Annotated in this window: 18 protein-coding genes; 11 read left to right on the forward strand and 7 right to left on the reverse strand. The window is 32.7% G+C overall.

Features of this window, described 5'->3' with window-relative positions:
• Window positions 1–89: 89 nt before the first annotated feature.
• The 3 genes from IGB25_RS02895 to dnaN form a co-directional block, all read right to left on the reverse strand.
• A complete protein-coding gene (locus tag IGB25_RS02895) occupies window positions 90–617 on the reverse strand; it encodes a hypothetical protein (protein ID WP_211066088.1) in 528 nt (175 codons plus the stop codon).
• Window positions 614–1,642, reverse strand: coding sequence for a heme A synthase (locus IGB25_RS02900; RefSeq protein ID WP_211066089.1), 1,029 nt, complete (start codon window positions 1,640–1,642; stop codon window positions 614–616). Before IGB25_RS02900 ends, IGB25_RS02895 begins: the two co-directional genes overlap by 4 nt.
• A gap of 89 nt (window positions 1,643–1,731) precedes the next feature.
• Window positions 1,732–2,850, reverse strand: coding sequence for a DNA polymerase III subunit beta (gene dnaN, locus IGB25_RS02905; RefSeq protein WP_211066090.1), 1,119 nt, complete (start codon window positions 2,848–2,850; stop codon window positions 1,732–1,734).
• Between the two features lie 115 nt (window positions 2,851–2,965).
• Between dnaN and IGB25_RS02910 the strand changes: the two genes are divergently transcribed.
• From IGB25_RS02910 to priA, 3 genes are read left to right on the forward strand one after another with little or no spacing between them, the layout of a single operon-like run.
• Window positions 2,966–4,861 (forward strand): S8 family serine peptidase, encoded by a 1,896-nt coding sequence (locus IGB25_RS02910; protein ID WP_211066091.1) that lies wholly within the window; start codon window positions 2,966–2,968, stop codon window positions 4,859–4,861.
• 35 nt (window positions 4,862–4,896) lie between these two features.
• Complete coding sequence (locus tag IGB25_RS02915; RefSeq protein ID WP_211066092.1) at window positions 4,897–5,880, forward strand: T9SS type A sorting domain-containing protein; 984 nt, start codon at window positions 4,897–4,899, stop codon at window positions 5,878–5,880.
• A 28-nt stretch (window positions 5,881–5,908) separates the two neighbouring features.
• Window positions 5,909–8,362 (forward strand): primosomal protein N', encoded by a 2,454-nt coding sequence (priA, locus tag IGB25_RS02920; protein WP_211066093.1) that lies wholly within the window; start codon window positions 5,909–5,911, stop codon window positions 8,360–8,362.
• Between the two features lie 52 nt (window positions 8,363–8,414).
• Here priA and IGB25_RS02925 read toward each other — a convergent pair whose 3' ends face one another.
• Window positions 8,415–8,987 (reverse strand): T9SS type A sorting domain-containing protein, encoded by a 573-nt coding sequence (locus IGB25_RS02925; RefSeq protein ID WP_211066094.1) that lies wholly within the window; start codon window positions 8,985–8,987, stop codon window positions 8,415–8,417.
• 198 nt (window positions 8,988–9,185) lie between these two features.
• Here IGB25_RS02925 and IGB25_RS02930 point away from each other — a divergent pair, with 198 nt between their 5' ends.
• On the forward strand, window positions 9,186–10,058 hold the full coding sequence (locus tag IGB25_RS02930; RefSeq protein ID WP_211066095.1) for an AraC family transcriptional regulator: 873 nt from the start codon (window positions 9,186–9,188) through the stop codon (window positions 10,056–10,058).
• A gap of 72 nt (window positions 10,059–10,130) precedes the next feature.
• Here the strand turns inward: IGB25_RS02930 and IGB25_RS02935 are convergent, their stop codons facing one another.
• The gene (locus IGB25_RS02935; protein WP_211066096.1) at window positions 10,131–10,559 is read right to left on the reverse strand and encodes a thiol-disulfide oxidoreductase DCC family protein; all 429 of its coding nucleotides are present in this window, start codon (window positions 10,557–10,559) and stop codon (window positions 10,131–10,133) included.
• Window positions 10,556–12,724 carry a DNA mismatch repair protein MutS gene (locus IGB25_RS02940; RefSeq protein ID WP_211066097.1) on the reverse strand — a complete coding sequence of 723 codons (2,169 nt, stop codon included), beginning with the start codon at window positions 12,722–12,724 and terminating at the stop codon, window positions 10,556–10,558. Before IGB25_RS02940 ends, IGB25_RS02935 begins: the two co-directional genes overlap by 4 nt.
• Window positions 12,725–12,766: 42 nt before the next feature.
• On the opposite strand from IGB25_RS02940, the gene ung reads away from it, so the two are divergent.
• The 7 genes from ung to IGB25_RS02975 all read left to right on the forward strand — a co-directional run bounded on the left by ung (window position 12,767) and on the right by IGB25_RS02975 (window position 21,251).
• On the forward strand, window positions 12,767–13,432 hold the full coding sequence (gene ung, locus IGB25_RS02945; protein WP_211066098.1) for a uracil-DNA glycosylase: 666 nt from the start codon (window positions 12,767–12,769) through the stop codon (window positions 13,430–13,432).
• Window positions 13,433–13,510: 78 nt separating this feature from the next.
• Window positions 13,511–14,618 (forward strand): peptide chain release factor 2 gene (gene prfB / locus IGB25_RS02950; protein WP_211066099.1). Its coding sequence is split into 2 segments (ribosomal slippage): window positions 13,511–13,573 and window positions 13,575–14,618, totalling 1,107 coding nucleotides; the frame shifts between segments, so codons are not numbered across the junction.
• Window positions 14,619–14,833: 215 nt separating this feature from the next.
• A complete protein-coding gene (locus IGB25_RS02955; protein ID WP_211066100.1) occupies window positions 14,834–15,670 on the forward strand; it encodes an S-adenosyl-l-methionine hydroxide adenosyltransferase family protein in 837 nt (278 codons plus the stop codon).
• Window positions 15,660–15,959 (forward strand): putative quinol monooxygenase, encoded by a 300-nt coding sequence (locus IGB25_RS02960; RefSeq protein WP_371815933.1) that lies wholly within the window; start codon window positions 15,660–15,662, stop codon window positions 15,957–15,959. The genes IGB25_RS02955 and IGB25_RS02960 overlap by 11 nt, the downstream gene beginning before the upstream one ends.
• Window positions 15,960–15,965: 6 nt before the next feature.
• The gene (gene gldF / locus IGB25_RS02965) at window positions 15,966–16,697 is read left to right on the forward strand and encodes a gliding motility-associated ABC transporter permease subunit GldF (protein WP_211066101.1); all 732 of its coding nucleotides are present in this window, start codon (window positions 15,966–15,968) and stop codon (window positions 16,695–16,697) included.
• Window position 16,698: 1 nt separating this feature from the next.
• A complete protein-coding gene (gene gldG, locus IGB25_RS02970; protein ID WP_211066102.1) occupies window positions 16,699–18,357 on the forward strand; it encodes a gliding motility-associated ABC transporter substrate-binding protein GldG in 1,659 nt (552 codons plus the stop codon).
• A complete protein-coding gene (locus tag IGB25_RS02975; RefSeq protein WP_211066103.1) occupies window positions 18,354–21,251 on the forward strand; it encodes an FAD-binding and (Fe-S)-binding domain-containing protein in 2,898 nt (965 codons plus the stop codon). Before gldG ends, IGB25_RS02975 begins: the two co-directional genes overlap by 4 nt.
• 53 nt (window positions 21,252–21,304) lie before the next feature.
• On the opposite strand, the gene secDF is transcribed toward IGB25_RS02975, so the two are convergent.
• Window positions 21,305–24,349: a protein translocase subunit SecDF gene (gene secDF, locus IGB25_RS02980; RefSeq protein ID WP_211066104.1), complete on the reverse strand. Its 3,045-nt coding sequence runs from the start codon at window positions 24,347–24,349 to the stop codon at window positions 21,305–21,307.
• Window positions 24,350–24,419 lie beyond the last annotated feature (70 nt).

Genomic DNA, 24,419 nt, shown 5'->3' on the forward strand with positions numbered 1-24,419 from the left:
GTGACTGTTTTTTTATCGCTGATGCATTGATATTTATGAAACTAAATTCATATTTTTCAAAATTTAGAATTCAAAATGCTTAATTCATCTTAATTCCAACGTTCATCAAAATCTAAATCGTCAAAATTGTCGAGGTCTAAATCATCGTTTTCAAGCTCATCGCTAAATTCATCGCTAAATTGATCAAACAAATCGGCTTCAAACTTTTTTTCAGGTGGATTTTCAGGCAATTGCCCTTGTGCAAACAGCAAATCAGGATAATTTCGACTTGATTCGGGTTCGGTGATGTCTGCTAATTCCACATAAAACGTCCACATATTTAAAAAATCGTAAACGTAAATCAATTTGGTTTGCTTTTCAGATAAAATATCTTCTAAATGGGTTTCGCTCATCATTTTAAGATTGGCTTGACCTTCACTCATATCTTCTAAAGCAATTTCTTCGCCTTGATTCCAATCTTCATCAGCTTTGTAAAACGAAGCGATTTCTTGACCTTCAAAACCAAAAGCTTGAATAATTGCAAAATGCAAGTCTTCAAACGTATCGGTCTTTCTAATAGCGATATCTCTAAAAACATCGTCTAAAACATCAAGCGTAACTCTAAATTTATAAATCATATCGTTTGAATTTTTTTTGAGTTTTTATGTATTTTAACGAAGATATAAAATTGTAAACTAAACATCAACGTTGCAATGACCAAATGAAAGGGTTGCGTTAGAAAAGGAAAATCAAAATAATACATCAATATACCTGTTAAAATTTCAATACCAATAACAGTTAATAAACCATTGGTAAGTTTGTCTAAATTGTAACTATATTTTCTATTCATAAACCAAATCAACACATTGACCAACAAGACTACAATTGAAAACGTGCGATGAATGTAGAATTTTATATCAGGATTGTTTAACCACAATTCTTTTTGTTCGTATCCTACAGATTTAACGGTTTCATCAACAAATTGGCGGACTTGAGTGCCTAAACCAATTTGTATTAATGATAAAATCAAACTAAAAATGACAAGAAATTTAAAGTTAGAACTGGTTTTAATTTGATCATTTTCAGATTTAGAAATATGAATGATATACAAAAGCAACGCAACTATTGTTAAAGCTACTATCATATGAATGGTTATTCTTGCAGGGAGCAAATTAGAATACACTACAGTAGCACCGAGCCAAGCTTGAAACAACAACAAGACTAAAGTGATAAAAGACCACAAAATGAGTTTCGGTTTTGATTTTCGCAACCAAAAAGAGCTGATAAACATCAGTAATACAAAAACACCCGACAAAGCCCCAAAAAGTCGATTAATATATTCTATCCAAGTATGCCAAACATTAAATTTGGCATAGTCGTGTTTGTTGTAGTTGTTCCAATTATTTTGATTAAAATTTTGATTTGAAGAAAACTTGTTTTTTGCCACTTTTAAGCTTTCATTGACGATAATGACTTGTCCTTTAAAATAGTTGTGTTGTGGTTTCCACTCAAGTTGTTCCCGTTCAGTAGGAGGGATGTAATATCCAAAACATTTAGGCCAATCTGGGCAACCCATACCGCTTCCTGTCATTCTAACTACAGCACCTGCTATAATGACAAGGTAGATAGCAATAAGAGAAATTTTAGCAAATCTTCTAAACATATTTGCAAAGATAAACTAAGCGAATTAAAGCTTTTGATAGAAAGCCTTTGATTTCAATAAAAATTAACGTAGTTGAAATTGTTGAGAAACTAATTGCCTAACATCACGGGCATAACCAACATGGTGACTTCTTCGCCATCTTCAAGACCATCCACAGGTGTAAGAATTCCAGCTCTGTTTGGCATACTCATGGCCAATTGCACTTCTTGTGAAGTGAGATTACTAAGCATTTCAATTAAAAAGCGTGAATTGAAACCGATTTCCATGTCATCTCCATTATACTGACAATCAAGACGTTCTTCGCCCGAATTTGAATAATCAACATCTTGAGCAGATATTTTTAATTCAGCACCATTTAGTTTTAGTTTGATTTGATGTGTAGTTTTATTAGCAAAAATAGAAATACGTTTCACAGTATTTAAAAATTGATTGCGGTCTATGATAAGTTTATTTGGGTTTTCATAAGGAATAACCGCTTCGTAATTTGGATATTTACCATCAATCAATCGACAGTTAAGTTCAAAATCTTCAAAAGAAAATTTGGCATTAGTTTCATTGTATTCAATATGAACATCTTCTTCGCTACCACTTAGTATTGATTTTAAAAGATTAAGTGGTTTTTTGGGCATAATAAACTCAGCTTCTTTTTCACTTTGAATATCGCTTCTGGTATATTTGACCAGTTTATGGGCGTCGGTTCCTACAAATCTCGCATCATTTTCTAAAAACTGAAAAAACACACCGTTCATCACAGGTCTTAAACTATCGTTTCCAGTTGCAAAAATGGTTCTATTGATTGCTGTTGCTAAGGTGTCAGCTATTATTGTTGAAGTGATAGCATCTTCAACTTCCACATCATTTGGAAAGTCATCTGGTTTGACATAAGCCAGCCCAAATTTACCACCTTGATATCTAATTTCAACTGTATTATTTTCTTGAACTTTGAAGTTTAAGGGTTGTTCTGGAAATGTTTGTAAAGTATCTAATAATATTTTTGCAGGAACCGCAAAATCAATTTTAGACTCAGATTCAACGTTTAATACTACTGAAATGGTTGTTTCAAGGTCTGAAGCAGATACTTTTAGAATATTATGGTCAAGCTCAAACAAAAAATTGTCAAGAATGGCTAAAGTATTTGAATTGTTGATAATACCACCCAAAACTTGAAGTTTTTGAGACATATAATGACTAGATACGATGAAATTCATATTTTTAACTTTTTTAAAAAAAACAAATATATTTTAAATATTGCTAAATTGATTAGTTTTACATCACATTTATAAAAAAAGAAATTTTATGTTGCGTAGGAATAGCTTTTGTGTCTTGTTAATTTTAATTGTTTTTACCCAAAACAATTTCGCTCAATCCATAGAACAGAGAAAAAAAATCACTGCTGATTATAATATTGAGCAATTAAAAACCTTGTCTCAATTTTTTTCTGATTATTATAAAACTGAAAAGCGTAAAGCTATTAAATATGCTCAAGAGAATAACATTCCTATAGTTATACCTGAAAAAAATGGTGGTGTATCAATTTTACAACGGGTTTTGGATGATGGGACTTTAATTTACACAACAACTTACAATGCTGGTGCGGCGATTACTATTAATACAAATCAAGTTTATGCTGGTGGCATAAAAGGACTTTCACTTGACGGAAGCGGTATCAATTTTGGGATGTGGGACGGTGGAGCAGTAAGAGATTCTCATCAAGAACTAGTTGGTAGAGTTGTTCAGATTGACAACCCTAGTAGCTTAAGCGACCATGCCACACATGTTTCTGGTACTATGATTGCATCTGGTGTAAATCCAAGTGCAAAAGGAATGTCTTTTGTCGCTAACTTAACTGCCTATGATTTTGATAATGATTTATCTGAAATGACTAACGAAGTCGCGAACGGCATGTTAGTCTCTAATCATTCTTATGGTATAAATCCAGCATCAATACCCGAAACATTATTTGGAGCTTACATTTCTTCAACAGCAGATATTGATCAATTGGTTTTTAATGCACCAAATTATTTGCCTGTTTTTCTTGCAGGTAATAGCAGAAACGTTCCACCATCTCAAGGCGGACCTTATAATCCATCAAAAAATGGATTTGATTTAATCAGTGGTAAAAATTTAGCTAAAAACATTCTTTCAGTTGCAAATGTCTTGGAAGTTAACAACTACGTTGATGCTTCAAGTGTAGTCATGTCTAGCACGAGTAGTTGGGGACCAACTGATGATGGTAGAATTAAACCTGATATATCGGCTAAAGGAACAAATACTTTCTCTTGCGTAGCAAATACCGACAGCAGTTATGCTTTTTTTTCAGGAACATCTATGGCAACGCCTAGTGTTAGTGGAAGTTTAGGTTTACTGCATCAGCACTATAACAATGTGTATGGCAGTTTTTTAAATGCGACTTCAATGAAAGCTATAGTTGTACATACAGCAAGAGAAGCAGGTGATGCTCCTGGACCTGATTATAAATTTGGCTGGGGTTTGATGGATACAGGAGCATCAGCGGATGTGATTACCAATAAAAATTTTACCAGTATAATTGAAGAAAATACACTCAATCAAGGAGATACTTACACTAAAACCGTAGATGCTGTGGGCATCAATCAACCATTAGTAGCAACAATAGCATGGACAGATCCCGCTGGTACAGTTTCTGATTTGCTTGTTGTTGACAGTACGATTCCAAAATTAGTTAATGATTTAGATATCAAAATCACAGCTCCAGATGGTTCAACTCAGTATTTTCCTTGGACGCTTGATGTGGCATTTCCAGATTCTCCAGCTACTACAGGCAATAATATTGTTGATAACGTTGAAAAAATTGAAATAGACGATGCAATAGGTCAATATACCATAGAAATATCACATAAAGGGACTTTACAAAATCTTTCACAAGACTATTCTCTCATTGTAACAGGAATAGCTGAGTCTCAATTTGCTATTCAAACTGACTCGCCTAACCTTACATTTTGTGCAGATCAAACAGCTATTTTTGATTTAGATGTAAACTCTATTAGTTCTTTCACTGGAAATATTAATTTAATCGTCAGTGGTTTACCATCAAGTTTATCGGCATCATTGTCGCCATCAACAATCAATAATGAAGGAACATCTACTTTAAGCATTGATAATTTGGCTTCAGTTTACCAGGTGATTATCCTTTTTCAGTTACAGCATATTCTGGAATTGAAACATTTAGTTTTGACTTAAATCTCACAATAGAGTCAGCAACATCTTTACCTAATTTGACAATAAATAGTCCAAATAATAATCAACTTAGTGTTTTATCACCTGTTTTAGATTGGAATTCTATTCCAGAAGCTAATACTTATGAGGTTCAGCTTTCATCGACTTCAAATTTTGATAGTTTACTTTTTAGTATGATAACTCAAGATTCACAGGTTGAAGCTCCTGAATTAGAAGCTAATCAGACTTATTTTTGGAGGGTAAATCCTATCAATAATTGTGTGACAGGCAATTTTGCTACAAGTTCTTTTACAACTAAAACTTTAGAATGTTTGCCCTTGACCACTTCAACAGACACTCCTGTTACTATAATAAGTTCTGGTCCTAATAGCGTTCAATCTGTAGTTAATATTTCAGGTGTTTCTCCTACCAAATTTATTGAAGACGTTAATGTAACTTTTGAACTCACTCATACTTGGTTGGCTGATATTGAGGTTACTCTAACTAGTCCTGATGGAACTACAATTACGCTTTTAGACCAACCTTGTGACGACTTAGATGATGTTGATGTAATTTTTGATGATAAAGGTCTTGCTCAAACTTGCAACGATCTTTTGCCACCCGCTTTAATAGGTTCGATTAAAGCCGAAGAAAAGCTATCATCATTTGTTGGTGAAAACATCAATGGGGATTGGATTTTAACAGTTAATGATATGTTTTCAGGTGATGGCGGTAGTATAGATAGTTTTGGTGTTGAATTGTGCTATGAAGAAACATTATCTGTTGATGATAACGTGATTTCTGATTTTAAAATATTTCCAAACCCGAATCAAGGTCAAGTAAACATTAGCCTAAATCAAAGCTTAAGCCAAGATCTAAACCTTGAAGTATTTGATTTAAACGGTAGAAGTTTAAAAACTTTTGAAGTTAATCCTTCTGTTAACCAATTCAGAATTGATTTAAGTGATTTAAGCTCAGGGATTTATTTTGTCAGTTTAAAAACTCAAAACTCAAAAGCAGTAAAGAAGCTAATATTGAAATAACACATAAAAAGACCTTTTAAGTAATGATATGAGCTACTATGCTGATGTAATTTTACCTTTAAACATTCAAAATTTACTCACCTATAGTCTTAGTGAGCAGATTCATCAACAGTGCCAAATTGGTTCTAGAGTTGCTGTTCCTTTGGGTAAAAATAAGCTCCATACTGCTGTTGTTGTAAATATTCACACTAACAAACCTTTGCATTATGAAGCAAAACCTGTAAAAGAAGTTTTAGATCATTTCCCTATTATAACAATCAACCAACTGAAACTGTTCAAATGGGTTAAAAATTATTACTTATCGTCTTTTGGTCTGATATTGAAAGCTTGTTTACCAAGTGCTTTGTTGATACAAAGTGAGACTTTGCTTCAGCTCAACGAAGAGGTTAATTATTTAGAACAGGATTTGTCTGATGATGAATTTCTACTTATAGATGCTATCGAAAAGCAGACGCAAATCAAAATGAGTGATGCTCAAAAAATTTTAGGAAAGACTTCAGGCTTAAAAGTTGTTAATCAATTGATAAGTCAAAATTTAATTCACATAGACCGTCGTGTAAAACGTCAATACAAGCCAAAACTCAAAACCTATATCAGAATAGCCGAAAAGTACAAGTCTTCAGAAAATTTAAAACAATTGTTAGATGATTTAGGAAGAGCAGAAAAACAAAAAGAAGTGGTTTTACACTATTTTAAATTAAACGCTAAATCTAATAAACCGCTTTCTAAAAAAGATTTTAAATCTCAAATTGATGTCAGTGATTCCGTTTTAAAAGCTCTAATTGATAAAGCTGTTTTAGAAGAATATAGCGTTCAAGAAGATCGTATCAAAAATAACCAAAACACTGTGGCTAATAAACTTTCTTTGTCATCAGCACAAGAAAAAGTATATCAAGCCATAAAATCACATTTCAAAACAAGTGATGTGGTGTTGTTTAAAGGTGTAACTTCATCAGGCAAAACAGAAATTTATCTCAAACTGATAGAAGAACTTTTAAAACAACAACAACAAATTTTGTATTTGCTACCAGAAATCGCTTTAACCACTCAACTCATACAACGCATTAAAAATCAATTTGGTAAACAGGTTTTGGTCTATCACAGTAAATATTCAACCAACGAACGCGTAGAGATTTATAAACACGTTTTAAGTGCAGATTCAGGTCAAATCATAGTTGGGACGCGTTCTTCTATTTTTCTACCATTTCAAGATTTAAAATTGATTATAGTTGATGAATCTCATGAAAATAGCTATAAACAATTTGATCCATCACCGCGATATCACGCACGAGACACCGCTGTAGTTTTAGGTCAAATTCATCAGGCTAAAGTTTTAATGGGTTCTGCAACACCAAGTTTGGAGAGTTTTTACAATGTCAACACAGGAAAATTCAAATATGTTGAGCTCAACAAACGCTTTGGCGACGTCAAACCGCCAGTGATTAAAACCATCGATTTAAAAGACAAATACAAGCGAAAAAAAATGAAAGGTCATTTTTCTGATGAGCTTGTAGAACGCATAAAAGAGACTCTAAGCCGAGGAAAACAAGTTATTGTTTTTCAAAACCGCAGAGGTTATTCACCAGTCATCGAGTGCTTGACTTGCGGTCATTCGCCACAGTGTCCGCATTGTGATGTGAGTTTGACGCTTCACAAAGCCAATAACACTTTAAGATGTCACTATTGTGGTTATAGAATGGCGGTTCAAAACAAATGTTTGTCCTGTGGAAGTCAAGATATTACAGCCATGGGATTTGGCACAGAACAAATTGAGCACGAAGCCAAAGATTTGTTCCCAAAAGCCAAAATCAAACGGATGGATTTGGACACCACAAGAGGTAAATACGACTTTGAAAAATTGATTGCAGGATTTGAAAATTTAGAAATTGATATTCTCATCGGTACGCAAATGTTAACCAAAGGGTTGGATTTTAGACACGTAGATTTGGTAGCTGTGATGCATGCTGATGGGTTGTTTAACTTCCCGAATTTTAGAGCCTTCGAAAAAAGTTATCAATTGCTAACCCAAGTGGCTGGACGTGCTGGACGAACTAAAGAACAAGGCGAAGTTTTGATTCAAACCTTTCAACCTCAACACCGTGTGATTCAAGATGTGATTTCTGAAAACTACGCCAATCTCTACAAGCAGGAAATGGAACAGCGCTTTGATTTTCATTATCCACCATATTACAGGATGATAAAATTGACTTTCAAATCAAAAGATTACAATCGTCTCAACGAAGCGACTGACTGGTTGGCGGTTTATTTAAAACAAATCTTCAATAAGCATGTTTTAGGGCCTGAATTTCCTGGTATAGCAAGAATACGCAATCAATATATCAAACATATTATCATAAAAATACCGCCTGAACAATCTTTGAGCAAAACCAAAGCTTATTTGCTTAAAGGCATTGAGCGTTATGATACAATATCAAAATTTAGAAGTGTGCGTTTAAATATTGACGTTGACCCTTATACATAAAAAAAGTCGCCCAATTTGAGCGACTCTTTCAAAACTAAACCTAACACAATTACTATTGAATGCTTATCAATTTTGTGAATGATTCTTTACCACATTTCACTTGAACACTATAATCACCTTTTGGCAATCTTGCAGTGTTGAAAGTTTTTTTCACAAACATTTCATTTTTGGTTTTAATTTCTGTTAGCTCAAAACCTTTTTCGTCTGTAATGCTCATGCTTACGTTTTTAAGTTGTGGATTTGTGAGACCTACACTTAAATAGTCACCGTTTTGATTAATCATTGGCTTAAAGCTTACTTGATTAAAATTAGAAGTAACTATTATGTCATCTCCTTTCTTCAAAATCACGGCAGTATTGATTTTACTGTCGTTTTCATATTCTACAAAATACTTACCATTAGGAAGTGTAGAAAGCTTAAAGGTCCTTACATATTTATCTTTATTAATTTTTTCAAAGAATAACATTGTCCCTTTTTCGTCAAAAATTCTGATGCTTTCTTCGCCTGTTGTTTTGTTAGCTTCGATAATCACTTCAGAATTACCATTAGTTCTAATCTGAATGTCAGAAATCGCAAATACTTGAACAGAAAGTAAAATTGCAACGGCTGTAATTAATTGTTTCATAGTTTTCATAACATTTGTTTTTAAATTACAATACAAATATAGGGGCAGAATTAGCTTTTAGCTTCATCAAAAATAACCATTATTGATGCTATATTAACATTTTTAGCTATTTAACATTTATTTAAAATTAATATATTATTATTTTATGTCATATTTCAATATTTATATTAATTTAGCATCACATAAAGTTAATATAGTATGAGTTTGATTAAACCAGAATTTGAAAAAATAGAATCTCCTTTTGGAAGTTCAATAGTTTATAGGCAATTTTCAAAGCACGTAGAAAACGTCAAACCTTTTTGGCATTATCATCCTGAATTGGAAATTGTATATGTCAATGGCGGTACAGGTCGAAGGCAAATAGGAAGTCACATTTCTTATTATAGAAATGGCGATTTAATATTTATTGGTTCTAATTTGCCACACTGTGGTTTAACGGACAAATTGACTAACAATAAGCGGGAAACCGTGTTGCAAATGTCGCCAGATTTACTAAGTCAAGCATTTTTTGACATTCCTGAAATGTCTTTTATGTCGGGACTTTTAGAGCGTGCAAAAAGAGGTTTAGTGTTTCACGGCGAGTCAAAACGCAACATCGGTCAGATGATAGAAGATATGAATGATATGAATTATTTTGAACGCATTGTGTACTTGTTCAAAGTTTTTAAAGCTATGGATGAAGCTGAAAATTATACCATTCTCAATGTTGAAGAGTTTACTTTAGAAACTTCGACTAAAGAAAGCGAAAAAATCAATATGATATTTAATTATGTCAAAGAACATTACACCCAAAACATCAGTCTTGAGGAAATTGCCGACATTGCCAGTATGACGGTGCCTGCCTTTTGTCGGTATTTTAAAAAAAGAACCCGAAAAACATTTACAGAATTTGTCAATGAATACCGAATTGCTCACGCGGCTAAACTTTTGCACGAAAAACAAATGAGTATCTCTGAAGTTTGTTACGATAGTGGATTTAATAACCTATCGCATTTCAACAAGCTCTTTAAAGCTTTTTTTGGAAAAACACCATCGGTTTATCGTGAGGAACTCAAATTTTTAGTAACTTAACTTGAGTTCGAGGGTCGAGCAAAAAGTTTGCGGAGTAAGATGATTTTTTTTTGGTAATCAAAATATTATAATTCAAACTTCCAGAAACTTGTCTTGTTCTTCAGGCTTGGGCATCGGGCAAGTTTCTTTTTTGCCGAACCATTTGTAGCGATTGTGAGCGATAAAGTCGTAAAAAAAATCTCTAAACCCACGAGGTAAATAGACAAAAACAGAAAGAATAGGGTAGAAAGAGTTTAAATTTTTAGCAATTTCAAGAGTCGCATTAGATTTGATATAATAAGCTTCACCAGGCTGAATTAGGATGATAGAATCTATTTTTTGGGTATCAATACCTCGAGATTTAGTAAGTGATTGTCCGAGTTGAGATTGTAATGAGGCAAACCGATACAAATCCTTTTTGTCGTGTTTTATGATAAATCGAACGGAGTTGTTACAAAAATTGCAAACCCCATCAAATAAAACAATGTGTTTTCCTTTAGGTAATTCAGGGTCTTTGTTCATTTTGCAGATTTTACCGGTTCTAATAAATCAGGTTCAACAGAAGTTGTAAAGATACCATAATTCACAATAGCTTTGTTTTTTTCAAAGCGATCTATTGTTCCAACAGCCTTACCGTCGTGCATTCTTACGCTGTCACCTACGTGCAATTTTGGTTTTGGTTTGGGTGGTTTTTGAGCTTCTTTTTGTTTTTCTTTTTTCTTTTTTTCACGAATGTTGCCTATGTGCTTGAGCATTTCTTTTTCAGCTCTTGCTTTTTCTCTTTTGTTTTGTAAACGCTCTTTTTTGTTGAAGTTTTTACGTTTGGCGTTTTCTTTTTCAATTAAGGATAAAAATTCACTGATGAGTTTTTTCTTATTTTTATGGCTAAAATAGCGTTCACTCATATTATTGAGTTTTTGCCCGAGATTAATCATTTTTTGATTGTTGTCGTACAAGGTTTGAAACTGCTCAAGTTTTTTTTGTAATTTTTCATTTATTGCATCTAAACGTTTTTGCTCTTGGTCTGCTTGTTCAGCTTTTGAAGAAAATTTTGTCTTGGTTTGATTCAGTTCTCTTCGTTCTTGCTGAAGCTTGGCAATACTTTTGTCAAAGCGTAATTTGCCACGTTCTACTTTTTTCTTAGACCGATTGATTAGGCTATAAGGAATACCATTTTTTTGAGCCACTTCAAAGGTAAACGAACTGCCAGCTTCTCCTGTTTTTAGTTTAAATATAGGTTGTAACTTTTGGCTGTCAAACATCATATTGGCGTTGGTTATGCCATCGGTTTCGGTTGCCATCTTTTTTAAGTTAGCATAATGCGTGGTGATAATGCCATAAGCTCCTTTTTCGTAAAAGACTTCCAAAAAAGTTTCAGCCAAAGCACCGCCGAGCTCAGGGTCAGTTCCAGTGCCAAACTCATCGATGAGAAATAGGGTTTTGTCATTACATATTTTGAGAAACCTACACATATTTTTTAGCCGATAGCTGTAGGTGCTCAGTTGGTTTTCTATGCTTTGATTGTCGCCAATATCGGTTATAATATTATCAAAGAAGCAAACTTGACTGTATTCGTGAACGAGAATCAAAATGCCACTTTGAAGCATTAATTGAAGTAAACCAACAGTTTTGAGTGTGATACTTTTTCCACCAGCATTTGGACCAGAAATGATTACAATTTTTTGCTCGTCATTTAGTTTGATATCTTGTGGATAAGTTTTTTTATTAGTTTGTTGATTAGATATCAATAGCAAAGGATGATAAGCATCTTTTAAAAACATAGATTTTTCATCTGAAATTTTAGGCATAATACCATTTATCTCATCAGCATATCGTTTTTTAGCATAAACTAAATCTAAATCACTCAAGACTTCTGTGTATTGTTTAAGCAGGTTTTTAAAAGGTCTTATTTTTTCGGTAAGTTGTTTTAAAATTCTATTTTTTTCTTGTGCCTCATCAGCTATCAAACTCAATAGTTTTCTGGTATGTATATCAGTTGATTCAGGCTGGATATAAACAATGCTACCTGTTTTTGATTGCCCTAAAACTTTGCCATTTACTTTTCGTCTATACATGGCTTTAACAGCTAATGTGCGAATGTTTTCAACCAAACTTTCTTTAATATCAGCTAAGTAACCCTGAGATTGGTATTGGCTTAAAGCTTTTGTAAAGCTGGATCCGATTTTGCTTCTATTGACCTGAATTTCTTGTCGAATTATAGACAAGTTTTCGCTAGCGTTATCTTTAATTTCGCCAAAACGATTTATAATAGCATTTACTTCATCTATTATTGTTGTGGTGTAATATATTTTTGAAAATTTATGATAGAGTTGAGGGTAAGTGTCCTGATATTTTTTAAAGTAATCAATTAAATCATTAGTGGTATTTGAAATATTTTTGAATTTTATAAAAGAATCTTCTTCTAAAATGCTACCTTCAAGAGATAGGCGTTTTAGTCCAGTTGATATATCATCAAAACCATGTTTAGGAATGCTTTTGTCTTCATATTGCGAGGCTTGATATTCTGTAACTTCTTGAAGTGCATTAATAATTTTTTTTGGGGTCTTAAAAGGTTTTAAATTGCGTGCTTTATGTTTTCCTAATTCGGTAACACAAAAATTTTTAATTTGCAAACAAACCTCTTTAAATTCAAGATCGTCTAAGGTTTTTGATGAAATTTGAGACATAAATGTTTTCAGCTTCTTAATTTTACAAAAATACATATAAAGATGAAGGTTAATATTGAAACCCATTGGAAAAAAATATTAAAAGATGAATTCCAAAAGCCTTATTTTCAAAATTTAGTTGAGTTTGTTAAAGATGAATATCAACAATACATTTGTTACCCTAAAGGTAAAGATATTTTTAAGGCTTTTGAATTATGCCCTTTTCCAAAGGTGAAAGTTGTGATTTTAGGACAAGATCCTTACCATGGTCCAGGTCAAGCTCATGGGCTTTGTTTTTCTGTACCTGATGGTGTAAGTAAACCACCATCGTTAGAAAATATTTTTAAATCCATACAACAAGATTTAGGAAAAGAGATTCCCAATAGCGGTGATTTGTCATCTTGGGCCAAACAAGGGGTTTTGTTGTTGAATGCAACCTTGACGGTTCGAGCTCATCAAGCAGGAAGCCATCAAAACAAAGGTTGGGAAAGCTTTACTAATACAGTAATTTCAAAACTGTCTGAAAATCATGAAAATTTAGTCTTTATGCTTTGGGGCGGTTTTGCAAAGAGAAAATCTACATTAATTGACAAACAGAAACATTTGGTTTTGACTTCAGGGCATCCATCGCCTTTAAGTGCTAATAGAGGCTATTGGTTTGGTCATAAGCACTTTAGCGAAGCCAATAATTATTTGTTAGAAAACAATAAGTCGACCATAGAGTGGTAGTGATAAAATATAGCTTTAAATTGCAAATTTTGGTTTGTGTTTGCCTTGTTAATACTTATTTTTGTTAAAAAACTACATATGTCTTACCAAGAAAAAATAAGCGATTTAAAAAAAAGACTAACGGCCTTAAACCAATATCTTTGACTTAGATCAAAAAAAAATTGAAATAGCTAACAAAGAAGAAAAAACCCTGACGCCAGGGTTTTGGGATAACCCACAAGAAGCTCAATCATTAATGCAAGAAATCAACGAGCTAAAGTCTTGGGTTGATGGCTACAACAACATCAAACAAAATATAGAAGAGCTTGAAGTTTTAGTAGAGCTTTACAACGATGGCGATGCTTCAGAAAAAGATATTGATAAGCAATACCAAAACATAAAATCTAGTTTAGAAGCCTTAGAATTTAAAAATATGCTTTCTGGAGAAAGCGATAAACTCACAGCTGTTTTGCAAATAACTGCTGGAGCAGGCGGTACCGAAAGTTGTGATTGGGCTGAAATGCTTATGCGAATGTATATGCGTTGGGCAGAAAGAAAAGGCTATAAGCTTAAAGAATTAAACTATCAAGAAGGTGATGTTGCTGGCGTAAAAACAGTAACTATAGAAATTGAAGGTCAATATGCTTTTGGTTGGTTGAAAGGAGAAAATGGCGTACACAGATTAGTAAGAATTTCACCATTTGATAGCAATGCCAAACGCCATACTTCATTTGCTTCTGTGTATGTTTATCCACTTATAGACAAAAGCATCAATATTGAAATTAATCCAGCCGATATAAGTTGGGATTTTGCAAGATCTAGTGGAGCTGGTGGTCAGAACGTCAATAAAGTTGAAACTAAAGCTATTTTAACCCATCATCCAACAGGTATTGTGGTTACCAATTCAGAAACGCGCTCGCAATTAGAAAATCGAGAAAAAGCTATGCAAATGTTGAAGTCTCAACTCTATGAAATTGAAATTCAAAAACAACAAGCAGAACGAAAAGAAATAGAATCAGACAAAAAATCTATTGAATGGGGTTCACAAATTAGAAATTATGTCATGCATCCATACAAACTGGTCAAAGACGTAAGAACTAACCACGAAACCGCAAATGTAGATCGGGTTTTAGATGGTGAAATTGATGACTTTTTAAAATCTTATTTAATGATGACAGGACAACCAAAAGAAAAAGACACCTTATAAATCATGTGTAAAGTGATATAAAAAATGAATGTTTAATGAACTGATTAGATCAGAGATTATATAGAAAATTAATAGCTGATTTTTAGTTTTAAATTTGGGTATTTAAGACCATTGAAATTATGTATATTTGAATTTGATTTTAAAAGTATAAGTTTTAATATTTGAATCGTTTTTCAGAAGTATCAATACAATTATTCTAAATTTTCAATTCTTAAATGCCTATCATAACACTAACTACAGATTTTGGATTAAAAGATCACTCCGTAGCCGCTGTTAAAGGTGCTTTGTATTCAGAAATAGAAGATACTGTTGTTATAGATATTTCACATCAAATTTCCCCGTTTAATATTATAGAAGCGACTTATATCATTAAAAATGCCTACCACAATTTTCCAGAAGGAAGTATTCATATCATAGGTGTTGATGCCGAATTAACACCAGAAAATAAACACATAGCCGTATATTTAGACAATCATTATTTCATTTGTGCCAACAATGGTATAGTTTCCTTAATCACTTCTGAAATCAAGCCAGATAAAATAGTTGAAATCAATATTCACAAAACTTTAGATACCAGCTTTACAGTTTTAGATATTTTTGTAAAAGTAGCAGGACATATTTTAAGAGGTGGTAAATTAGAAATTATTGGTAAGCCAATAGAAACTTTAAAACAAATAAAATATATAGAACCACAAATTAATGCTCTTGAAAATCAGCTTATCGGTCATGTTGTTTATATTGATAATTTTGGGAATGTTATTACTAATATTAAAAAGACTTTCTTTGAACCTTTAGTTAAAGGTCGTAAATTTGTTATAAGCGTTAGGCATGTTGAATTTAAAGAAATTTATGAAACCTATAGCGATGCTATAAATTTTGATTTACCACCCCAAAAAAGAGGTGACTCAGGAAAAAAAATAGCCATATTTAACGCTTCGGGATATTTAGAGTTAGCTATTTATAAAAGCAATCCTCATCGAACAGGTGGGGCATCATCTCTGCTTGGACTTGATATGATGGATACTATAACAATAAACTTTTATGATGATTAAACGAATTGTAAAACTAGAATTTGAAACAAAATATATAGAAGAATTCCAACGTTTTTTTGAGGAAAATAAAACTAAAATTCGAAATTTTGAGGGTTGCGAACATTTAGAATTATGGCAAGATATCAATGATAAATCTAGGTTTATGACCTATAGTTATTGGCAATCTGAAAACGACTTGAACCAATACAGGCATTCAGATTTGTTCAAAAATGTTTACTATAAAACCAAAGCGATGTTTGCAAAAAAACCACAAGCTTGGAGTGTAAACACAATTGTGAAATTAAATTAAACAGAAATGTTTGCAATTTTAAAAAAAGAGTTCTTTAGTTTTTTTAGCTCAATCTTGGGCATTTTAGTCATATTAGTTTTTTTAATTGTTAGCGGTTTAACTTTGTGGGTTTTTGATACACCTTATAATATTTATAATGTCGCTTATGCCGATTTGACTTTGTTTTTTGAGTTGGTACCGTGGGTGTTTTTGTTTTTAATTCCAGGTATTTGTATGAAGAGTTTTTCAGAAGAACAACGCCAAGGCACTTTAGAATTATTACTTACAAAACCTGTGAGCATCAATCAGCTAATTTTTGGAAAATATTTAGGAGCTTTGGCTTTAAGCATAATCGCAATTATACCGACATTGATTTATATACTGAGTATTTACAACCTCTCTAAAACTCCTGAAAATATTGATTTTGGTGCTATTGTCGCTTCATACTTTGGTTTGTTTCTTTTAATCAAGGTTTACACAGCCATAGGTATTTTTTCTTCTACATTAAGTCATAACCAATTAGTGGCTTTTATAGTGGCTGTAGTGATATGTCTTTTTGTTTACTATGGGTTTTATGCCTTATCAAGTTCTGGAATTTTTGGGGTTGATATTTTTATTTTTGAATATTTAAGCCTAAAGTTTCATTATAAATCTATGATGCGAGGCGTCTTAGATACCAGAGATATATTTTACTTCTTGTCGATGTGGTTGTTTTTTATGATACTCACTCAATGGCGTTTAAAAACTTTAAAAATATAAGATGAATATATTTTTCAAACGCTTTATCATTTATATCCTTTTGTTGATAGTTTTCAACCTGATTTCTTATCATATCTATCAGCGTTTCGATTTTACTTCAGATCAACGCTTTACACTTTCAGATGTGAGTCTTAATTATATAGATAAAATAGATAAACCATTGAATATCACAGTGTTTCTGAAAGGTGAAATGAGTGGAGAATTTAAAAGACTGCAACGCGAAACTCAATATATTTTAGAAGAATTTAATATTAAAAACCCTCTCATCAAATTTAAACTTGTCAATCCAGTTGGAGAAAACGATGATCCACAGCAAGTTGGTAACACTTTTTATCAAAATGGAATGATGCCAGAAAACCTGAGTGTCATGAAAAAAGGAAAATTGACAAAAACCATAATTTTTCCTTGGGCAATTGTCAAATATAACCATAAACAAATGCCTGTTCATTTGCTTAACAAGACTTTGAATGCCAGTGTAGAAGATATGATTACTGCTTCAATACAAAACTTAGAATATGCATTTACGGATGCAATACTGAAACTAAGTAGAAAGCGAAGTAAAAAAATTGCGGTTATCAGAAGCAAAGGCGAATTAGAAGATAGATATCTAACCGATTTTTTAACTGAAGTTAATGATTATTATTTAATAGCACCTTTTTCTCTTGATTCTGTTCAAAATCATCCTGGCAAAGTCTTAAAACAGTTAAATTCATTTGACGCTATTATTGAAGCTAAACCCACTAAACCATTCACAGAGAAAGAAATCTATGTGTTAGATCAATACATCATGCAAGGTGGCAGTGCGTTATGGATGACAGAAACCGTTAATATTGAAAAAGATAGTTTGAAGAAATCCAGTTCGGCAATTGCGTTACCTAGAGATTTAAACTTATTAAATTTATTTTTTAGATATGGTGTGAGATTAAATTATGAAATCATTAATGATGTATTTTCTGCACCGATATATCTCTCAACAGGAGAAGCCGAAAATACACAACTAAATCCTTACCCATGGTTTTATGAACCTCTTGTAGAACCTAAAATTAAACACCCTATTGTCAGCAATTTAAATGCTGTAAAATTTGAATTTGCTAATAGTATTGATACATTAAAAAACGATATCAAAAAAACGGTTTTACTTCAAAGCTCTAGACTCTCAAAAAGCGAAGGAACACCGAGAGAAGTTAGTCTTGATCAAATTAATATTAAACCCCAACCTGAAATGTATCCCGTTGGTAATTTCCCCTTAGCCGTTTTGCTTGAAGGTAAATTTACTTCAGTTTTTAAAAACCGTATTGCTCCATTTGATTATAAAAATCATAAAGATACAGGTATATTTACTCGTCAAATTATAATATCTGATGGCGATATTGCCAAAAATGAAATACAAAGAGGAAAACCTTTAAGCTTAGGTTTTGATCGTTTTACGGGAGAAACTTATGGCAATAAACGGTTTTTGATAAACGCACTAAACTATATGTTAGGTGATAAAGATTTGGTTCTTTTAAGAAATAAAAAAATCAATATCCCTAGTTTAGATGCCACAAAAATACAAGCCAATGGCGTGTACTGGCAAGGTTTGAATATTGGCATTGGTATAATTTTAATCCTTGTTTTTGGACTTGGCATTTTGTGGTATAGAAAAGCAAAATTGCGATGAATTTTAAACATTTAAAAAACAACTTTTCAGGTCAACTCTTTGATGATAATTTGCATAGAAGCATATATTCTACAGATGCTTCTGTCTATCAGGAAAAACCAAAATTAGTAGCTTGCCCAAAAAATGAAGCAGATTTAAAACAGCTCATTCAATATGCCACTGATCACAAATTATCACTTGTTTCGCGTCTTGCAGGTACTTCACTGGCTGGACAGTGTATAAGTTCAGATATTGTTGTTGATATCGGTAGATATTTTAATAAAATTATAAATATCAATGTCAACCAAAAAACAGCCCTTTTGCAACCTGGAGTGATCCTTGATGACTTTAATATGCATATCAAAAAACATGAGTTGTTTTTTGGATTAAACACATCAACATCAAATCGATGTATGATAGGAGGGATGGTAGGCAATAACTCTTCTGGAACAACTTCTATAAAATATGGCGTAACCCGAGATAAAGTCATTTCTTTAAAATGTATATTATCTGATGCCAAAACTGTAGAGTTCAAACCTCTCAATTACAAAATTTGTTTAAAAAAGTCAAAACAAAATGATGTTGAAGGCAAAATTTATAAAGATATACTAAACTTTCTAAAAGATAAAGATTACCAAAAACACATTTTAAAATACTTTCCAAAACCTGAAATACACAGAAGAAATACAGGTTATGCCATTGACGAATTAGTTAAATATTATAACCAAACAGGTTATATCAACCTTTCAAAATTGATTTGTGGTAGCGAAGGGACTTTGTGTTTTATTACTGAAATTAAAATTCAATTAGACTCTTTACCACCGCAACACAGCTCGATGATTGTCGCACACTTTCATTCTGTTGATGATTGTCTAAAGGCGGTTTCTGTAACAATGCAAGACGATTTATTTACTTGTGAAATGATGGATGATACCATCATGGATTGCACCAAGAATCACTCAGAATTTAAACACTATAGATTTTTCCTCACAGCTAATCCCAAAGCCATTTTATTTTTAGAAATCAGATCTAATGATAAGCAAAACTTAGAAAAACAAACATCAAATCTCTTAGATGATTTAAAACAAAACACATCAAGTTATGCTTTTCCAGTGCTTAAAGATGAAGAAATTAAAAAGGCGTTTAAGTTACGAAAAGCAGGTTTAGGTTTATTAGGCAGTATGATAGGTGACAAAAAAACAGTTGCCTGCATAGAAGATACAGCGGTAGCACTTAAAGATTTACAGCCTTACATCAAAGAGTTTTCAGGTTTGATGAAAAAATACAATCAAAAACCTGTTTATTATGCTCACGCAGGTGCTGGAGAGCTACATCTCAGACCAATTTTGAATTTAAAAGATAAAAAAGATGTTGAAGATTTTAAATCCATAACTCACGATGTTGCTATACTTGTAAAATCTTACAAAGGTTCTTTAAGCGGCGAACACGGCGATGGCATTGTTCGTTCAGATTTTATAAAATTGATGCTTGGTGAAGAGTGCTATAAATTTTTAACTCAATTGAAATTTAGCTTTGACCCTCATCAGATTTTTAATGCTGATAAAATTATCAAAACCTCTCACAACTTTAGCATTGACAAAAAATTACGTTACCAATCCAAAGGTGTTTTGCACAAGAGTTTTTTGAATTTTAGTGCAGAAAAAAGTCTGTTACATGCCACTGAAAATTGCAATGGCAGTGGCGATTGTAGAAAAACAGAATTGTCGTCTGGAGGAATGTGTCCAAGTTATCACGCTACAAAAAACGAAAAAGACACCACAAGAGCCAGAGCCAATGCTTTAAGACAGTATCTTACTGATCCCAAAACCTTATCAGATCAAGCTATTAAAGAGGTTTTTGATTTATGTATTTCTTGTAAAGCTTGCAAACGCGAATGCCCAAGTAATGTTGATCTTGCAAGTTTTAAAGCAGAATGGACTTACCAGTATTACAAAACCCATAAAAGACCTATTAGAGATAAATTGATTGGCTTTAATGATTCAATCAATAAACTGTTGCAACCTGGAGCTGGTGTTTATAATTATTTTGTGCAACATAAGTTTTGGTCAAAAACCCTTAAAAAACCTTTAGGGTTTCATCAAAACAGAAGTTTGCCACAACTTTCTCAGCAACTTTTTTTCAATTATTTAAAAAAGAATAAAGTAGAATCAAAATCTAAGACACCTAAAATACAAACCATCTATTTATTTGTTGACGAATTTACAAATCGATTAGAAAGTGAAACAGGTAGAGATGCAGTAGAACTTTTAACTCAACTTGGTTACGAGGTTAAATATTTAAAGAATAAACCCAGCGGAAGGGCTTTGATTTCAAAAGGATTTTTAAAGCAAGCTAAAGTTTTGGCAGAATACAATATCGATTTATATAAAGATATTATAAATGAACAAACTCCCTTACTCGGCATTGAACCTTCAGCTATTTTAGGATTTAGAGATGATTATTTGAGATTGGTTGATGACATAAAAGTTGCAGAAAAATTATCTAAAAATGTATTCTTGGTTGAAGAATTTTTGAGTCAAGAAATACAACGAGGTCATATTTCATCAAATCAATTTTCAGAAGAATCTTGCGAAGTCAAACTTCATATCCATTGCCATCAAAAAGCACTTTCAAATTCAAAAATCACTTTTGATGCAATTAATATTGTTAAGAATGCTAAAGTAAGCATCATTCCTTCTGGCTGTTGTGGTATGGCAGGTGGTTTTGGGTTTGAAAAAGAACATTACAATATCAGTATGAAAATTGGAGAACTCATTCTTTTACCAGCGGTAAGAAACTCTAAACCCCAAACTTATATTCTGGCAAATGGTACCAGTTGCCGTCATCAAATAAAAGATGGAAGCCCAAAACGAGCTATGCATCCTGTGAGTTTTTTAAGACAGATGTTGAAGTGAAAAAAAAAATCCTAAGTTTTGAGCTTAGGATTTTTGATATGATTTAAAAAATTTTAAGCTTTATTTTCTTCGTTCTCTTCCTCTTCTTCCTTTTTAGCATTTTTATCAGATAAATCAATTTTAGTTCTGCTACTTGTGTCAAACATTATCGGGGTTGCAATAAATACAGAGGAATATGTACCAACGACAACTCCAACAATTAAGGCAAACATAAACCCGCGGATGCTATCTCCTCCAAAAATGAAAATGGCAAGCAATACTACAAGTGTGGTGAAAGATGTATTTAAAGTACGGCTTAAAGTTGAGCTTGCACCAATATTGATAATTTTTGATAGACTCCATTTAGGATGAATGTTGTAGTATTCTCTAATTCTATCAAATACAACCACGGTATCATTAAGCGAATATCCTATTACGGTTAGAATAGCGACAATAAAAGCTTGATCAATTTCTAAACTAAATGGCATAAGACCATAAAGAGCTGAGAATATACCGAGAACAATTAAAGTATCATGAATTACAGCAACGACAGCACCAACGCTAAATTGCCAACGTCTAAATCGAATTAGGATATATAAGAACACAACAATAAGCGAACCAATAATAGCATAAAACGAAGCTTCTTTGATATCATCAGCTATGGTCGGACCAACTTTCATTGACGACATAATTCCATATTCAGAATCGCTTCCTTCAGCTAATGAAAATGCATCTAATGATAAACCATCAGGTAAATATGATTGAAAAGCACTATACATTTTACTGACAATCTCTTGGTCAACTTCAATGCCTTCTTGATCGACTTTGTAATTTGTGGTAACTTTGACTTGATTATCTGATCCAAAAGTTTTGATATCTGCACTTCCTAATTCTTCAATTAAAGCAGATTCTAATTCGTTGGCATTCACAGCTTGATCAAATCTAATGGTATAAGTTCGACCACCTACAAAGTCAACGCCCTGATTTAAACCTTTTGTCGATAATAAAAATATACTGACAAGAATTAAAGCACCAGAAATGATATAAGCGACTTTTCGTTTAGATAAGAAATTGACAAAAACATCTTTTAGGAAATTTTTAGTTGTCATGGTTGAGAATGCAAGAGCCTTATTATTTTTACCATAATTATCTAAAAACAATCGGGTAATAAAAATAGCGGTAAATAGCGAGGTTAAAATACCGATAAGTAAAGTGGTAGCAAAACCTTTAATTGGTCCAGTTCCAAACAATAAAAGGATAAGACCAGTTAAGCCTGTTGTGATATTGGCATCTAAAATTGAAGAAAGTGCATTTTTAAAACCGTCTTTAATGGCTTCGTATTGGGCTTTTCCAGCGACTAATTCTTCCTTGATACGTTCAAATATCAGAACGTTTGCATCAACAGACATACCAATGGTTAAGACAATACCAGCAATACCAGGAAGAGTTAAAACCGCTTTGAGTCCCGCTAAAACACCGAAGATAAAAATGATATTGACTACCAGAGCAATATCGGCATAGATACCAGCTTTGCCATAATAAAACATCATCCATAGAAGGATTAAAACAAGTGCAATTAAGAATGAGTTGATACCACTGTCAATGGCTTCTTGACCTAAAGATGGGCTAACAATTTCACTTTGAATAATATCAGCAGATGCAGGTAGTTTTCCAGCTCTTAAAACATTAGCCAAATCCTTAGCTTCTGTAATCGTAAAGTCTCCACTGATTTGACTATTTCCTCCTGTAATTGGTCCATTAGAAACGCCTGGTGCAGAATACACAATATTGTCTAAAACGATGGCAATTTGTGTTTGGTTTTCGTAAGCTTTTTTGGTCATTTCTTCCCATATTTGAGAACCACGACCATTCATTTTCATACTGACTACTACCTCACTTGTTTGGGTGTATTCTTGTTTAGCGTCAACAATAACAGAGCCACTAAGTTGAGGTTTGTTTTTTCTATTGCCTTTGATAGCATAGAGTTCAACAACTTCGCTTCCTTTAGCAGGTTTGCCCCATTTGAATTTTAAAAATCGTTTTTCATTTTTTAATAAATTTCTTGCTTTTTCGTTATTCAAGTAAGAAGAAATAATTGCTGTATCGCTAATTTTAGCAAGGCTGAGAACTGCAGATTTTTGGTTTTGAGAAAGTTGAAGTTTAGAAAACAGCGGGTTGGTTTTGTTGAGTTGATTTTCTTCATTTTCAACATCTTCACTACTATCTAATAGTGCATCAAGCTCTTGATCGTTGCTTAAAGAATCTGTTTGGACTTCAGATTTTTCAGTGTCAGGTTTGTTGATAGAATCTTGAGCTGCAATACTTCTTGCGGCTAATTTATCGGCTTCTACAAAAAAGTTAACAAGATCGCCAATTTGATAAACTTCCCAAAACTCAAGTTGAGCAGTACTTTGTAAAAGTTTTTGGATTCTACTGATATCTTTAGCACCAGGCAGTTCAACGAGAATTCGACCAGAATCGCCTAGTCGTTGAATGTTTGGTTGTGTTACTCCAAATTTATCAATTCGTTCGCGTATAACCTCAAAAGCTGAAACAATACTTTCGTCAATTTTTCGTCTAATGATAGGTTTAACCTCTTCATTAGTCATATTAAATTTTATCTCGTCTGATAAATCTTTGTTGGCAAAAATATTAGGTGAAGCTAATTTTGCCCCTTCAATTTTATCAAATGCTTCAAAAAACAAGTCGATGTATGAGTCTTGACTGTTTTTTTGTTTTTTTGTTGCTTCAGCAAGTGCTTTATTAAAGTCAGGATCATCAGAGCCATTAGCCATATTTTTCAGAATGTCTCTAACTGAAATTTGAAGTATAACATTGATTCCTCCTTTTAAGTCGAGTCCTTTATTAAGCTCTTTGTTTTTAGCATCTTCGTAAGTGATGCCCATGAAATAAGGTTCATTTTTGACAGAATCTAAATATGCATTAGCTTTTTCTTCTCTAAGGTCGGCGTAGTTTTTTTGGTCTTCTGAGATTTCAGCTTGAGCAAATTTTTCAGCATTATTTTCTATTTGACTAGCTATATATGTATATGATAGTTGGTAAATACATACTAAGCCAAACAAAATGGCAAATAATCTTATAAGTCCTTTATTGTGCATTTTAATAAAATTAGGTGTGTCTAAAAAATCGCACAAATATAGGCTTTCATAAATAAATCACAATAATTTT

Origin of the sequence: Flavobacterium sp. CS20 (assembly GCF_018080005.1) — a bacterium.
GTDB lineage: Bacteria > Bacteroidota > Bacteroidia > Flavobacteriales > Flavobacteriaceae > Psychroflexus.